This window comes from Pseudomonas sp. 1152_12, from assembly GCF_052850675.1.
On sequence record NZ_VXCW01000011.1, the window covers coordinates 68,785 to 84,482 of the forward strand.

The 15,698-nt window shown below is 60.8% G+C and carries 10 protein-coding genes and 2 riboswitches; of the genes, 5 read left to right on the forward strand and 5 right to left on the reverse strand.

All coding sequences use genetic code 11. The features are described 5' to 3' along the window. Positions 1-197: 197 nt before the first annotated feature. The 4 genes from FW764_RS20685 to cobW form a co-directional block, all read right to left on the reverse strand. Positions 198-800: a vWA domain-containing protein gene (locus FW764_RS20685; RefSeq protein ID WP_446435581.1), complete on the reverse strand. Its 603-nt coding sequence runs from the start codon at positions 798-800 to the stop codon at positions 198-200. Between the two features lie 53 nt (positions 801-853). Continuing rightward, positions 854-1,852 carry an ATP-binding protein gene (locus FW764_RS20690; protein WP_446435470.1) on the reverse strand — a complete coding sequence of 333 codons (999 nt, stop codon included), beginning with the start codon at positions 1,850-1,852 and terminating at the stop codon, positions 854-856. A 103-nt stretch (positions 1,853-1,955) separates the two neighbouring features. Then, positions 1,956-5,717 (reverse strand): cobaltochelatase subunit CobN, encoded by a 3,762-nt coding sequence (cobN, locus tag FW764_RS20695; protein WP_446435471.1) that lies wholly within the window; start codon positions 5,715-5,717, stop codon positions 1,956-1,958. Between the two features lie 3 nt (positions 5,718-5,720). Then, positions 5,721-6,788, reverse strand: a complete 1,068-nt coding sequence (cobW, locus tag FW764_RS20700; protein ID WP_446435472.1) for a cobalamin biosynthesis protein CobW — start codon at positions 6,786-6,788, stop codon at positions 5,721-5,723. A 93-nt stretch (positions 6,789-6,881) separates the two neighbouring features. Next, a riboswitch (cobalamin riboswitch) is annotated at positions 6,882-7,081 on the reverse strand. Positions 7,082-7,957: 876 nt separating this feature from the next. Beyond that, positions 7,958-8,162, forward strand: a riboswitch (cobalamin riboswitch). A 96-nt stretch (positions 8,163-8,258) separates the two neighbouring features. Here cobW and FW764_RS20705 point away from each other — a divergent pair. The 4 genes from FW764_RS20705 to cobM all read left to right on the forward strand — a co-directional run bounded on the left by FW764_RS20705 (position 8,259) and on the right by cobM (position 10,372). Continuing rightward, complete coding sequence (locus FW764_RS20705; protein ID WP_242155723.1) at positions 8,259-8,447, forward strand: CbtB domain-containing protein; 189 nt, start codon at positions 8,259-8,261, stop codon at positions 8,445-8,447. 11 nt (positions 8,448-8,458) lie between these two features. Next, positions 8,459-9,166: a CbtA family protein gene (locus tag FW764_RS20710; RefSeq protein WP_446435473.1), complete on the forward strand. Its 708-nt coding sequence runs from the start codon at positions 8,459-8,461 to the stop codon at positions 9,164-9,166. Further along, positions 9,163-9,555, forward strand: a complete 393-nt coding sequence (locus FW764_RS20715; protein ID WP_446435474.1) for a cobalamin biosynthesis protein — start codon at positions 9,163-9,165, stop codon at positions 9,553-9,555. The genes FW764_RS20710 and FW764_RS20715 overlap by 4 nt, the downstream gene beginning before the upstream one ends. A 70-nt stretch (positions 9,556-9,625) precedes the next feature. After that, a complete protein-coding gene (gene cobM / locus FW764_RS20720) occupies positions 9,626-10,372 on the forward strand; it encodes a precorrin-4 C(11)-methyltransferase (RefSeq protein WP_446435475.1) in 747 nt (248 codons plus the stop codon). Positions 10,373-10,489: 117 nt separating this feature from the next. Here the strand turns inward: cobM and nfuA are convergent, their stop codons facing one another. Beyond that, a complete protein-coding gene (nfuA, locus tag FW764_RS20725) occupies positions 10,490-11,074 on the reverse strand; it encodes a Fe-S biogenesis protein NfuA (protein WP_017136914.1) in 585 nt (194 codons plus the stop codon). Between the two features lie 213 nt (positions 11,075-11,287). Here nfuA and FW764_RS20730 point away from each other — a divergent pair, with 213 nt between their 5' ends. Continuing rightward, the gene (locus tag FW764_RS20730) at positions 11,288-15,664 is read left to right on the forward strand and encodes an SET domain-containing protein-lysine N-methyltransferase (protein WP_446435476.1); all 4,377 of its coding nucleotides are present in this window, start codon (positions 11,288-11,290) and stop codon (positions 15,662-15,664) included. Positions 15,665-15,698: the final 34 nt, after the last annotated feature.

The window sequence follows — 15,698 nt, forward strand, 5'->3', positions numbered from 1 at the left end:
AAGTCACGGTTGAGGAGAAAGTCCGTTTTCAGCTGCCGCTTGCATCGGGTGTGCTGGCGCCCTGAAAAAACAGCGGGCGCAGCCGGGGGCCTGGAGAGGCTTCCAGCAGGCTTGGAAAATTAAGGGATTTGGCAGGCGGGGGGTGACATGGGAAGCGGGGACAAGCGGGAATCAGGCAGCGTGCACTTTTATTGCCGCTACGCGGTGTCGATAGGCTGATAATCCAGGTTCAGCGCCAGCGCCAGCTGTTTGGCCCGGCCGAAGTTGATCGGCCCGCGCTCGATGTCCACCAGCACGCCCGGGCAATCGAGCCGGGGCAAGCCGTCGATAGCCTTGAGTCGCCCATCGGTGATCACCAGCAAACGCTGCTGCTCGGCCGGATAACGCTGGCGTCGCGCCCGCAGCCACTGCCCCGCTTCGCACAACGCGGCCAGCAACGGTGTACCGCCGCCTGCACCGAGTTGAGCGAGCCAACCGGCCAAGCTTTTGGCGGCCTTCAGGCCCTGCACTTGCCACGTGGGTGAGTGGCCGCTGGCCGTGAGCAATGCCATGCGCGCGCGTTGCCGGTAAGCATCATCAAACAGTTGAGCGAGCAGGCCTTTGGCATCGGTCAACGCGCCATGGCGCCGCGTGGACGCCGAGGCGTCGACGATTACCAGCCACAACTCGTGGGCCGCGCGGCTGCGCAAGTGGAATACCATGTCTTCACGGCACTGCGGCCGGCCGCCAAGCAAGGTGCCCGGCCAGTTAATCGCGCCTTGTTTTGCGCTGCGCGCCTTGCCGTGCCTGCCTTTGTGCAGTCGCCCCGCCTGGGGCCGGGCATCCGCCCCCGCGTCAGGTCGGGGGCGAATGCCTAGGGCTTTTTTGGCCAGGCGGGTACTTCCCGGCGTGCGCCCGTAGGCAAGGCTGGCGCGGGCATGTCGCCCCACTGGCCCTGGCCGGGGGAGGTGTCTGAAGGCTGAGGCGCCTGGCCCTGATTGGGTGAGCCAGGTGGTGGGGTTTGCGCTTGGCGGCGATGGCGCAAGGCAAATTCGGCCACGGCTTCGATGTCTTCCTCGGTGATGGCTGCAGCACCGCGCCAGGCTGCATGGGCACGTGCGCCGCGCAACCACACCAAGTCCGCACGCAAACCATCAACACCGGCGGCAAAACAACGCTCGGTGATTTGCGCCAAGGCCTGGTCATCCAGCTCAATGCTGTCGAGCCGCGCCCGCGCCTGGGTGCAGCGTTCGCGCAAGGCGGCTTGCTGCTCGGCCCACGCGGCGCAGAACGCGGCGGGGGCGCTGTCGAAATCCAGGCGCCGGCGGATGATTTGCCCGCGCTCGGTGGGCAGCGTTTGCCCGCTTAATGCCACGTTGAAACCGAAGCGGTCGAGCAACTGCGGGCGCAACTCACCCTCCTCGGGGTTCATGGTGCCGATCAATACAAAACGTGCCGAATGGCGATGGGAAATGCCGTCCCGCTCGATCAGGTTGATACCGCTGGCGGCCACGTCCAGCAGCAGGTCCACCAAGTGGTCGGGCAGCAAGTTGACTTCATCGACGTACAGCACGCCGCCATCGGCCTTGGCCAGTACGCCGGGGGAAAACTGCGCACGACCTTCGCCCAGTGCGGCGTCCAGGTCCAGGGTGCCGACCAGGCGCTCTTCGGTGGCGCCCAACGGTAAAGTGACGAACTGACCACTGGCGAGCAGGTCCGCCAGGCCACGTGCCAGGGTGGACTTGGCCATGCCGCGCGGGCCTTCGATCAGCACACCGCCGATTTTCGGGTCGATGGCGGTGAGGCACAGCGCCAGTTTCAGGTTGTCGGCGCCGACCACTGCGGACAGTGGGAAATGTGGAATGTCGCTCATGCACGTTCTCGTTAAATTCTGCGGCACAGGTAATTTCCTGTGGGCGGCCTTGTTGTGGCTAGCCTGCTTGTTGTGGCTGCCGCTTGTTGTAGCGAGCGGCGCGCTAGCCGTCTTCTTCTATGTCCAGCAACAGGTTTTCCAACGCCTCGCGATAGGCCCCCGGTTCTTGCCACAGGCCACGCTGCTGGGCCTCGAGCATGCGCTCGGTCATGTCGCGCAGGGCATCAGGGTTGTGCTGCTGCACAAAGGCGCGGGTGTCAGGGTCGAGCAGGTAAGCGTCGGCAAGCAAGGCGTATTGGTGATCATCAATCAGTGCGGTGGTGGCGTCGAACGCGAACAGGTTGTCCACGGTCGCGGCCATTTCGAACGCACCTTTATAGCCATGACGCTTCACGCCGTCGATCCACTTGGGGTTGGCGGCGCGGGAACGGATAACCCGGTTCAGCTCTTCCTTTAGGGTGCGGATCTTCGGCAGGTCCGGCTGACTGTGGTCGCCATGATAGCTGGCGGCCTTGTCGCCGCTCAGCGTTTCCACAGCGGCGAGCATGCCGCCTTGGAACTGGTAATAGTCATTGGAGTCGAGCAGGTCGTGCTCGCGGTTGTCCTGGTTTTGCAGGACCGCCTGCACCTGGCTCAGGCGCTGGGCGAACTGTTCGCGGGCGGCGGTGCCTTCATCGGAACCACCGTAGGCGTAGCCACCCCAGTTCAAGTAGACCTCGGCCAAGTCCTCGCGGCTCTGCCAGAGACGACCGTCAATCGCGCCCTGCACGCCTGCGCCATAAGCACCGGGCTTGGCGCCAAAGATGCGCCAGCCGGCTTGTTTGGCCGCGGCTTCTTCATCCAGGCCAGACAGGCGTAAGGCCTCGCGCTCACTGCGCACCTTGGCCGCCAGCGGGTTCATGTCATCCGGTTCATCCAGGGCCGCCACCGCCTGCACCGCCGCATCGAACAGGCGGATCAGGTTGGCGAAGGCGTCGCGGAAGAACCCGGACACACGCAGCGTCACGTCGACGCGCGGGCGGTCGAGCAAACTGATCGGCAGGATTTCAAAGTCATCCACCCGTTGGCTGCCCGTGGCCCAGACCGGGCGCACGCCCATCAACGCCATGGCCTGGGCGATGTCGTCGCCGCCGGTACGCATGGTGGCCGTGCCCCATACCGACAGGCCGAGCTGGCGCAAGTGATCGCCATGGTCTTGCAAGTGCCGTTCAAGGATCAGGCTCGCGGATTGGAAGCCAATGCGCCAGGCCGTGGTGGTGGGCAGGTTGCGCACGTCCACGCTGAAGAAATTGCGCCCGGTGGGCAGCACATCCAGGCGCCCGCGACTCGGCGCGCCGCTGGGGCCGGCCGGTACGAAAAGGCCGCTCAAGGCATCCAGCAAACCGCGCATTTCCGCCGGCCCGCACGCGTCCAGGCGTGGCGCGACAACGATGCGAAGGTTCTCAATGACCGATTTCACGTCTTCCCAGCCGGGCTCTTCAAGTTGTTCAAGCGGCCCTTCCAGCGCCTGCTCGATCAAGCGCGCGGCATACAACTCCAGGCGCTCGCGGGTATCACCGGCGGTGCGCCAGCGCTGTTGATCGATTTTCTGCAACACCTCGGGGCGGCGCCCGGTCCAGGGCTCGGCCAACGCGCAATCAAGTGGATCAAAGCCCAGCTCGAAAGCCTTGGCCAATACGCGCAACAAACTCGATTGCGGGCCACGACCATCGCCGCGCGGGATGCGCAGCAAGGCCAACAACGTGTCGATGCGCAAGCGGCCTTGGGGCGACTCGCCAAAGATATGCAGACCGTCGCGGATCTGCGACTCCTTCAAGTCGCACAGATAGGTGTCCAGACGCGGCAACCAAACGGCCGCGTCGGCGTCGTTCTCCAGCTCAAGCTCCTGGTCGATGCGCGTTTCGCGCACCAGCTTGAGGATGTCTTTTTGCAGTTCAAGGGCGCGGCGCGGGTCGAGCAATTGCGCCTCGTAATACTCGTCCGCCAACAGCTCAAGATTACGCAGCGGGCCGTAGGTTTCGGCGCGGGTCAGCGGCGGCATGAGGTGATCGATGATCACCGCCTGGGTGCGCCGCTTGGCCTGGGCGCCCTCACCCGGGTCGTTGACGATAAACGGGTAGATGTTCGGCAGCGGCCCCAGCAACGCATCGGGCCAGCAGTTCTGCGACAGCCCTACGCCTTTGCCCGGCAGCCATTCGAGGTTGCCGTGCTTGCCCACGTGGATCACGCCGTGGGCGCCATAGGTGTGACGCAGCCAGAAATAAAACGCCAGATAGCCGTGCGGCGGCACCAGGTCAGGGTCGTGGTACACCGCGCTGTGGTCGACTTGATAACCACGCGCTGGCTGGATGCCGACGAAGGTCAGGCCAAAACGTAGGCCGGCGATCATCATGCGGCCATCGCGGCACATCGGGTCGTTGTGTGGTGTGCCCCAACGCTCCAGCACGGCTTGGCGATTGGCTTCGGGCAAGCGCTTGAACATCGCCTCGTAATCATCCAGGCCCAGGCTTTGATGGCACGGGCGCAGGTCGAGGCTGTCGAGGTCGTTGGTCACGCCACCGAGCAATTCGTGGATCAAGGCGGTGCCGCTGTGGGGCAACTCACTGGGCAGCGGATAGCCTTCGGCTTGCAGCGCGCGCAGGATATTCAGCGCCGCCGCCGGGGTGTCCAGGCCTACGCCGTTGCCGATGCGGCCGTCACGGGTCGGGTAATTGGCGAGGATCAGCGCGATGCGTTTGTCGGCATTCGGCACCCGCGCCAGTTCGACCCAGCGGCGTGCCAGCTCGGCGACGAAATCCATGCGCTCGGGTGCGGCGCGGTAGCACACCACATCGGACTGGCTGCGCTCACTGCGCCAGGCCAGGTCCTTGAAGCTGATCGGCCGGCTGATGATGCGCCCGTCCAGCTCCGGCAAGGCGATGTGCATCGCCAAGTCGCGCGGGCCGAGGCCTTGTTCGCTGGCGTCCCAGCCGGGTTGGTTGTCCTGGGCGCAAATCGCCTGGATCACCGGGATGTTGCGGCGAAACGGGCGCAGGTGCGGCGCTTCAGGGCTGGATTGGGCGAAGCCGGTGGTGTTCAGAATCACCGCCGCCTGCACTTCATCCAGCAAGTCCTCGACCACCGCCAGGCAGCCGGGCTCTTTCAAACTGGCCACCGCCATCGGCAACGGGTTAAGGCCCGCCGCCTGTAAGCGCTGGCAGAACACATCGATAAAACCAGTATTGGCCGCCTGCCAATGCGAGCGGTAGAACAGCACCGCTGCCACCGGCCAATCGGCATGCCAGTCCGCCTGCCAATCATTCAGGCGTGCGTTGGCTATGTGCGGGTGATAAATCGCGGTGCGCGGCAGGGTTTGCGGCTCGGCCCAGGCGTAGTCGCGGCCCAGGTAGCGGCTTGCCAAACAGCGATAAAAATCCAAAGCATTGCCCAGCCCGCCCTGGCGCAGGAAGTGCCAGAGGCGATCACGATCGTCTATGCCTACGGTGCTGAGGCTGCTGAGTTCCGGGTCCGGGCGGTCATCGCCCGGCACCAGGATCAGTTGCACGCCGCGCTCGGCCAATTCCACCAGGCGCTCGATGCCGTAGCGCCAGTAACCGATGCCGCCGTGCAGCGAAATCAGGATGACCTTGGCATGGCGCAGCACCTCATCGACGTACAGGTCGACCGAGGCGTGGTTTTGCACCTGCATCGGGTTGGCCAGGCGAACGCTTGGGTAGTCGTCGGGCAGCTGTTGAGCCGCTTCGGCTAACAACGCCAGGCTGGAATCACCGCTGCACAGGATCACCAGTTCAGCGGGGGTTTGGCCTAAGTCGGCAATATTGTCGTCGGAGACGAAACCGCCGGGCTGGGTCCTGAGCAGGTGCATGGGTTAAACGCTGAGCGCCGCGCGCAGTTGCGCTTCGAGGCCCGCCGCGTCCAGTTCCTGACCGATCAGCACCAGGCGCGTACTGCGTGCTTCGTCGGCGCCCCAGGCACGGTCGAAGTGCTTGTCGAAACGCGTGCCCACGCCCTGGATCAGCAGGCGCATCGGCTTGTTCGGGATCGCGGCGAAACCTTTGACGCGCAGGATGCCGTGCTGCACCACTAACTGAGTCAAGGCGTCGAGCAGCAACGCTTCGTCGGCTTGCGGCAGGTCGATGGAGATGGAGTCGAAGGCGTCGTGATCGTGGTCATGCTCGCCTTCATCGTCGTGGTGATGGTCGTGGTGGCTGTGGCGGCCGTCGATGTGTTCTTCGGAGCCAGCGCCCAGGCCGATCAGCACGTCCAGCGGCAGGCGACCGCTGCTGGCTTCGATGACTTTCACCGCTGGCGGCAGCTCTTCGGCGACTTCCAGCCGCACGCGGGCCAGGTCTTCAGGGCTGATCAGATCGGCTTTGTTGAGGATCACCAGGTCAGCACTGGCCAGTTGGTCGGCGAACAGCTCGTGCAGTGGCGACTCGTGATCCAGGTTCGGGTCGAGTTTGCGCATGGCGTCGACCTGGTCCGGGAACGCGGCAAAGGTGCCGGCGGCCACGGCTGGGCTGTCGACCACGGTGATCACTGCGTCAACGGTGCAGGCGCTGCGGATTTCCGGCCACTGGAAGGCTTGTACCAGCGGTTTTGGCAGGGCCAGGCCGGAGGTTTCGATGAGGATATGGTCGAGGTCGCCGCGACGGGCAACCAGTTCGCGCATCACCGGGAAGAACTCTTCCTGCACGGTGCAGCACAGGCAGCCGTTGGCCAGTTCGTACACGCGGCCGTTGGCTTCTTCTTCGGTGCAACCGATGGAACACTGCTTGAGAATTTCACCGTCGATGCCCAACTCACCGAACTCGTTGACGATCACGGCGATGCGACGGCCCTGGGCGTTGTCGAGCATGTGGCGCAACAAGGTGGTTTTGCCCGAGCCAAGAAAGCCGGTAACGATGGTGACGGGGAGTTTGGCCAGTGTTTTCATCGGATGCCCTTTGGGGCGGGCATACGGGACGATAGGCCCTGCGACGGCGCGCAGCAGCGGATTTCGTCACCGGATCACCCCGCCCGGTTGAAGTAGAAAATCGGTTGCGAGGCAGGTCTCCTGGCTTGGGGCGTGCGGGTCTTGCGACCGGCGCTGGCTGCGCCTTCCCGCCGTATTGGCAGTGGCGTGGCAGTCAGCTAAACCCTTTACAGTTGCGGGGGCAGCCGCGGCTTGGACCGCGTTCCCTTCTTAGCTTCGGCGTGGGCCGAAGAACCTCGAAGGTGCAAGGCTACGCAGTGCGTGGGGGATGGTCAATGATGGGGTTGGTTGGTTGGTGTACATATCCGTTCTTGCCGTAACGGCCACTAATGGTTCCGCTCTTACAGCGGCTCACTTTGGAAAAGCCCCAAAGTAAGCAAAGGGCTCTTGCCCCACCACTCGGCACCTCGCCTAGGCTCGGTGTGCCCTCACGCAGGCTGTGGACCGTGGGCCGCCGCGATGGGCCATCCTTGGCCCAGCGCGGCTAACCCGGCGTCCTGCCGGGTTACCCACGCTCCACAGCCTGCGTTCGGCCAGCGTGGTTTAACGGGGCGCCTAAGATCAAGATCAAGATCAAGAGCAAGAGCACGGCGGCCTAGTAGCCGACCTGAGTGGTTAGATCAAAAGCAAAGCCGAGGCGGCCTGAAAGCCGACCTGATCTTGGAGGCTGAACTCAATCAAATGTGTGTGGCTTGCCTGCGATGGCATCAATGGGTTGTGCCTGATACACCGAGGTGCCTGCATCGCAACGGTGCGGCGATCCGACAAGCCCGCTCCCACAGTTGGATCTCGGTACATCAGACAGAGAGTGTGCTGCTGTGCTTTTGCCCTGCTTTTGCTTCAACCACTCAGCTCGGCTACTAGGCCGCCGTGCTCTTGCTCTTGACCTTGATCTGAGGCGCCCCGTTAAACCACGGATTCAAGCCGGCGTGAGGGCACACCGAAGCGTGAGCGAGGTGCCGAGTGGTGGGGCAAGAGCCCTTTTGGTTACTTTTGGCTGGGCCGGCATTCCGGGCTCTTTTCCAACAGTGACCCGCTGTAAGAGCGGAACCCTACGAAGCCGTTACCGCAGCAACGGATATGTACCCCAAAAAAACTCCCAATTGACTCCCCTCCCACCCCCATGCTCTCCTACACATCTTGTTTCGGGTGCCCTTCACAGGGTGAAACGGGAAACCGGTAAATCATGCCTGCATGACCAGTCCGGTGCTGCCCCCGCAACGGTAAGCGAGCGAAGCGTCACAGCCACTGTGCCTGCAAGGCATGGGAAGGCGATGCTTTTTAGACCCAGTGTCCCTCGCAAGCCCGGAGACCGGCCCGAAAAATCAGATAACAAACCCGCGGTGGGCGGGCGCTGTTCAGAACCCCGCGTGCCCGGCTCGCGGGGTTTTCATGCGCTCGTTTCACCCTGACACCCAGAAGGGACGCGCCATGTCGATCATCAGCAGCACCTCGCACACCGCCAGCAGCACCACCACCCTGAGCCAACGCCTGACCGCCGCAATCGGTGCGTCGATCCTCGGCGCGTGCCTGGTGTATTTCGCCGGTTTCTCGCATATCGAAGCGGTGCACAACGCCGCCCACGATACCCGCCACAGCGCCGCGTTCCCGTGCCACTGAGACCTGCCGACATGATCAAGCGTATCGCCCAAACCGCAGGCTTCACCGGCTTGCTGGCCGCCCTGTTGCTGACTCTGCTGCAAAGCTTCTGGGTCGCCCCGCTGATTCTGCAGGCGGAAACCTTTGAAAACGCCCCGGCCGCTGCCGAAGTAATACCCCATGAACATGCACAAGGCGCCGCCGCTCACACCCACGACGCGGAAGCCTGGGAACCGGAAAATGGCTGGCAACGTGTGTTGTCGACTACCGGCGGTAATCTGGTGGTGGCGGTTGGTTTTGCCCTGATGCTGGCCGGTCTCTATACCTTGCGGGCACCGACCCGCACGGCTCAAGGCTTGCTGTGGGGCTTGGCCGGTTACGCGACGTTTGTGCTGGCGCCGACCCTGGGCCTGCCACCGGAGCTGCCAGGCACCGCCGCCGCTGACCTGGCCCAACGTCAGGTCTGGTGGATTGGCACGGCTGCGTCCACCGCTACCGGTATCGCGCTGCTGGTGTTTGGTCGCAGTTGGCTACTCAAGGTGTTGGGGGTGGCGATCCTGGCCGTGCCGCATGTGATCGGTGCCCCGCAGCCTGAAGTGCATTCGATGCTGGCGCCACAAGCGTTGGAAGCCCAATTCAAAATCGCATCGCAACTGACCAACGTCGCCTTCTGGCTGGCCTTGGGTTTGATCAGCGCCTGGCTGTTCCGCCGCAACCGCGACGGTCAATACGCGGCATGACGTTGGTGGTCGGCCTGGGCTGCCAGCGCGGTTGTGATGTCCACACACTGCTGGGCCTGCTTGACACCGCCCTCGCCGAGGGCGGCATCGAACGCCATCGCGTCACCGCGCTGGCCAGTCTCGACCGCAAGCAGAATGAACCTGGGCTGCTCGCGCTAGCAAAGGTGCTGAACCTGCCATTGCACTGTTTCAGCGCCGCACATTTGGCGGTTTTTGAACACCGCCTAAGCCACAAATCAGCAGTCGCTTTTGCCCATACCGGCTGTTACGGCATTGCCGAAAGCGCCGCCCTGGCCTTGGCTGAACAGCTCTCCCACGGCCCGGCTCGCTTGCTGATCACGCGTAAAAAAGTCGCCCAGGCCACCGTTGCATTAGCCTGCACCGATTAAAAACCCGATAATCGCCCTTCTCGATCATGAGCAATCTTCATGCTCGCCCGATTTTCAACAGGAATTCCCCATGACCGTCTACTTCATCGGCGCAGGCCCCGGCGATCCGGAATTGATCACCGTCAAAGGCCAGCGGCTGATCCGCAACTGCCCGGTGATCATCTATGCGGGCTCGCTGGTGCCGGCAGCAGTATTGGAGGGCCATCAGGCGGAACAGGTGGTTAACAGCGCCGAGTTGCACTTGGAGCAGATCATCGACTTGATCAAGACCGCCGCTGCCAAGGGCCAGGATGTGGCGCGCGTACACTCCGGCGACCCAAGCCTGTATGGGGCAATTGGTGAGCAAATCCGCCATTTGCGTGAGTTAAATATCCCGTTCCAGATCATTCCAGGCGTCACAGCGGTGGCGGCCTGCGCGGCATTGCTGGAGACGGAGCTGACCCTGCCGGATGTCGCTCAAAGCGTGATCCTGACCCGTTATGCCGATAAAACCAGCATGCCTGCAGGTGAGGATTTCGACAGCTTGGCCCGCCATGGCACGACCATGGCGATTCATCTGGGAGTCAACCATTTGGAGAAGATCGTCGCCGAGCTGTTGCCGCACTATGGCGCGGATTGCCCGATTGCTGTGGTGCACCGCGCGACGTGGCCGGATCAGGATTGGGTGGTCGGTACGCTGGCGGACATTGCCGAGAAAGTGGCCGCCAAGGGCTTCCGGCGCACAGCGCTGATTGTGGTGGGCCGGGTGTTGACGAACGATAGCTTCAGCGAATCATCGCTGTATCGCGCCGGCCACGCGCACCTCTATCGGCCCTGAAAAAAAGCGCTCCCGCACTTGATCCATTTCAGTAGAAATACTGCACAACTCATTGAATTAATTGCATAAAAAACGGCGCTCACGGGCGCCGTTTTTTGTTTGCAGTGAACACCTTACTCAGTAGTAGGCGTTTTCTTTCTGCGTGTGGTCGGTCACGTCACGTACGCCCTTGAGCTCAGGAATGCGCTCGAGCAGGGTGCGCTCGATGCCTTCACGCAGGGTCACGTCCGCCTGGCCGCAGCCTTGGCAGCCACCGCCGAATTTGAGTACGGCGATACCGTCTTCCACTACGTCGATCAAGCTGACCTGCCCGCCGTGGCTGGCCAGCCCTGGGTTGATTTCGGTTTGCAGGTAGTAATTGATGCGCTCGTTGACCGGGCTGTCGGCGTTGACGTTTGGCACCTTGGCGTTGGGCGCCTTGATGGTCAACTGGCCGCCCATGCGGTCGGTGGCGTAGTCGACCACGGCGTCGTCGAGGAAAGCTTCGCTGAAGTTGTCGATGTACGCGGTGAAGCTTTTGAGCCCCAGGGCGGTGTCTTCAGGTTTTTCTTCCCCAGGCTTGCAGTAGGCGATGCAAGTCTCGGCGTATTGGGTGCCGGGCTGGGTGATGAAGACGCGGATGCCGATACCTGGGGTGTTCTGCTTCGACAGCAGGTCAGCCAGGTAATCATGGGCGGCGTCGGTAATGGTTATGGCAGTCATGGAAACTCCTCGCAGGCTTGCCGGCAGTTTACGCCAAATTATTACGCAGGTACAAAGTCCTAGTAATTTTGTCGGAAAAGACCTGATCCTGCTGATCAAAGGTGCTTGCACACCTGCCCGTTTGCGCGAAGACCTGAGCGTACTTATATAGCCCTGCGGCAACGGCCGGCTGAATATAGTGAATCCTCTTCCACTATGGATTGTGAGGATTGAATGAATAACGCGTTGCAGGATTTCTATTTCAAAGGCTTGCCTGAACAGCAAGCGCATCTGGACCATCTGATTGATTTCGTGACGGCACACAGCTCACTTACAGCATCCGCCGCGGAGGTTTACTACTCCCCGCCGCTGAACTGCGAACTGAATCGCGAGTGCAAGGAAGCCTTTCGGGTCCTTGGAAAACTGGAAGCCGACGAAGACTTCCAGCAGTTCCTGCGGGAAAAGCCTGCACCGGATGATTCCATCCTGGGACGGGACTTTCTTTACGACCTGCTCTCAACCATGCTCAGCAGTGCGCGCTCGCCGATACCCGACGCTCCCGAGACGTTCAGGATCGCCGACCAGTCAGTGATCCTGCGCCATATGCCCACCTATTGGTACATCGACGCCGAGGTGTTGCTGGATATCAACCGGCGTGTGGGTAATGGCCTTAAAAGCGATGGCTCGGTACGGTTCGACCTGGTACTCAAGTACTACTCAATCACGCCGTCACAGCCCAAAACCCGCGAACAGTGGAAAGCGGTTCTCTATGGTTTACAAGAACACTGCACCCTGAGAAAACTCGGCCACGAAGGCAACGTCAGCGATCTGCAGCATTTGCTGGACGCGCCAGCCGACGAAAAGATCAAGGTTGTTATCCACGACATCGAAACACAAACCCGTCAATCTCTGTTCCGTTGCCTGCTGCCTGAGACATTTTCCTCCTCACAGCAGGCCATGCTCACCACCACGCCGACAGTCTTGCTTGAGCAGCTCCTCAATAATCCGAGCAACCTGGTGCTGGCCGAGCGAATCGTCAAGGCGCTGGACTGGTACGGCAGCCAAAAGGACGAAATCTGCCCCCAGCCAGTGCTAGTGAAATTGCTGTGGCGTGCACTGTGGCTGACAATCATCCCCAACCCCGACTCGCCGATCGATAACGAATTGAAGTTATCCATTGCGCCGGGTGCGTCTTATTCGTCGATCCGCCAAGACCTAATCAGCCGCTATCGTCATAGTTTGTCGATCACAGCTGACGCGGCGCTGTTAGCGGTGTGCGTCCTCAAGGCCAATGTCGCCAGCGAAGTGTGGGTGGCCGATATTCCCGACGACCTGCCCTATGCCGCCCCCAGTACTTGGGTCAACTTCAAAAGCGGCTTTCTGCTGGCCGAAGCGATTGCACCCGGCTCATCGCGCCACATGAGTTTCGAGCAGTTGCTCAACCTGGCAGGGGACCATTTTCGTGCCAGTGGCGATGACCTCAAACAGCAGGCACTGGTCGCGACGGCCAAGCTGTGGCCCGCCGTGCAATGGGCGCAGGCCAACGGCCTGATTGCTAACCGAACGTCGGGCCACTCTCGCGATGAACTCAACCAGGCCGTCGCCGCACTGGAGCAGCATGAATATGAACTGTTCAACGCGGTTCAGGATCTAGCGCTCAAACTGCCCAGTCGTTGGCGCTTTACGTCGGATAAGGAGTATGACAAAGCCTTTCGCGATGCCCTTGAGCTACCGAGAAGCGCCTACAAGACCTTGATTAAATCACTGCTTGCGCATCTGGGCAGCGCGACCCTGGATGTGGATCAGGACGAGGTCACGGTGTACTCATTGAGAGAAGCCCTGGACAAGGTGCCCATCGAGTATGAAACCAAGCGCAAGGCCGATGCTGTTCGTTACCGCACAGGTTTCATTCTGCGTATTGTAAAACCCCGCAATCCTTTAAATGTCCTCTACATCGAGGTGTTCCCCTGCGCCGGCCTGATTCGTCGGCGTCGCGATATCAAGGCCCTGCCGCTGAATGGCAATGTGGTAGAGCTACGTGACGCCATGAGCTGGTGCAAGTACAGACTGGCCACCGAAGTGCCGTTTGATCGAGAAGCCTACCGAGAGAACAAAGCGCCCAGGCCAGGCAAAAAAGCCGAGTTGATCGTTGAACAAGTCGGCGAGACACTGCCTGGCATCGACGCCGCCGGAGCGCGCCTCATCTCATTCTCGCCCAACACACTGTATTCGCCGCGCAGTGAAACACTGGCGAGCATGATCGCCCGCGAGCTGTTTTTCTGCGACGAGGAAGCCCTCCTGGAAAAAACCCGTAAAGACACGCGGGAAGTGGACATCGTCGCTGAGGTACTCGAAGACTTGGCGTTCTGGGGCAAGATATTTACCCCGTTCTGGGCCGGTATTGACGACATCTCCTCCGGCGATCCACAGCGTATCAAATCCGGCGTCGCCAGCTTGTTCATCGACATCGTGGCGTTCGCGTTACCGGTGGGGCGGTATGTGGCCGGCTCTACCCGCCTGCTCATCCAGACGGGCAAAACCGGGCTGCGCCTGGCGATGCCGAAACTCGCGAAATTGACTGGAAAACTGGTAATTGCCACTCTCCAGGAACTCAACCCCCTGGCCGCCCTACCCAGCCTGTTCAGGCTGGCTCGCTTCGGCTTGCTCAAGCTGGGCCACAAACTGATGCGCCATGCGAAACGGGGTATCGCCCAACTGCGCGATGGGGCTATCGCCGCAAGGCATATGCACTCAGTCGACCCCGACAGCTGGAAGCCCCTTCAGGCCGGTGACCGACTGTTCACCGTCGACGGTTTCCGCAATATCCCGATGCGTAACGTTGGCAGCCTCGACGCCCCTGATTATCGCCTGATCGATACCGCATCCAATCAAGCCTTCGGGCCGCGCTATCGAGAGCCGATTACGGTCATCAGCAACAGCAGCCCGCTGATCCGTCCGTACGCCGTCGACCCACAGGTGATCACGGGTCTCAAGCCAGACACGCGCGGCGTCTTTTTCCGCGCGGAGTATAACCAGAAGTTCATTTGTAACATTGATGACAAAGGCACTCTTTCGGTGTACCAGGTTCGAGAAAACTCCTACGGCTTTATTAAAGAAACCGCAGAGATCGGAGAAAACAGTTTCTCCATACGTCTCGTCGACCCGCGCACCAACCGTGAGTTGTCGATCACACTATCGTCGGTAAAACCAGGGCATTGGTATTCAAGAGAGATCACCCTCTTGGCGGGCGCCCCGGGCACTCCCAACGTCGTCACGCCATCCATCCTACTGAAATGGTCAGAAGCCAGTGAAGATGCCTTAAATAAGACCATTGCTGACTTCGTGAAAAAATACAATCTGGACCCCGCCGCATTCCGGCAATTTGTGCATACCAACTCCCACCTGACGCCCAGGGGCCAACAGATGCTCGACCGTGCGGGAACAGCCCGCGCAGCGATTAACTTCGACCATTTGGAGAGTTGGCGCACGATGTCACAAAAAGCCCGCAACGAACTGACCCTTGAAGGATTCGCCGCCGATCACAACCTGGACCCAAAAGCCTTTGCCGAACATGTGCGCCCCGATGGCACCTATCGAGCGGCTGGGAAAGTACTCGAAAAATACGCCGGCGGCGGGCAATTCACCCCTGTGACCCACCTGCACCTGGAAAACTGGCACACGCTGTATAACGCCAATAATTCAAGTTCTGCAATGGCCAGGTTCGTCGATGACAACAACCTCAACCCCGTGATTTGGAGCGCCTATGTCAACAACAATGGCAGCATGACCAGAGCCGGAAAAGATATGTGGATTTTTGGGCAAAGAGGCCCTTTGGATGTCCCGGTTGCCAGGAAACGGCTTTCGCCCCCTCCTGAGGCGCAGGGTTCAAAACGTCCGCGCCTGGACAACGAAACCGCCCCCAGCAGGCACCCATCCGGGACAATCACAGGCTCTTATGGGCATAGAATCAACAACAACGCGCCGATTCTGCAAGATCCGAATGATCTGAGGCGCAGTTTGACCCTGGAGCTTGAAGGCCCGATCAACAAGATCGAGATCACCGGAAGCAATCACTTTTTTGATGAGTTCACCGGCCCCCAATATATCGAAATCAAGGAGGCGGCAACCAAAGGCATCCGCCAATGGATTTCTGATGAAGGTAATCATCATAGGAAGCTCAATCGACTGCTGGAGGTCAAGGAACCCACTGATGGCCCGAGTCGAGGCAAGTCGGTATTTGCCAAAACCGACATTAAACGTTTCGACATCCTTGGACCGTACACAGGCAAGGTGCACCTTAATGAAGGCTCAGTGAATACCGAGATACTGACAAAGGCCGCTGTACTGGAAGACAGTGAGAAGGCTGTCGCTACCTTCCTTTTCCAGACCAACACAAAAGGTGCATCGATCAGCGGCCATGGCAATAGCAATATGCTTAGCCTGATCAACGCAGTGAAGGTGCCCGGCATACCCAACGTAGGTGTCGAGAACGTGGGGTCTCTCTGCGTCGGCAAATACATGGTGTTTATGGTGGCATGGCGGGATATTCCCGCTGGGACAGAGCTGCTTATGGACTACGGGAAAGGGTACTGGAAACACATAAAACCCTAAGTATCATCGGCGGGCGTCGCCGCTCACCCTGAGG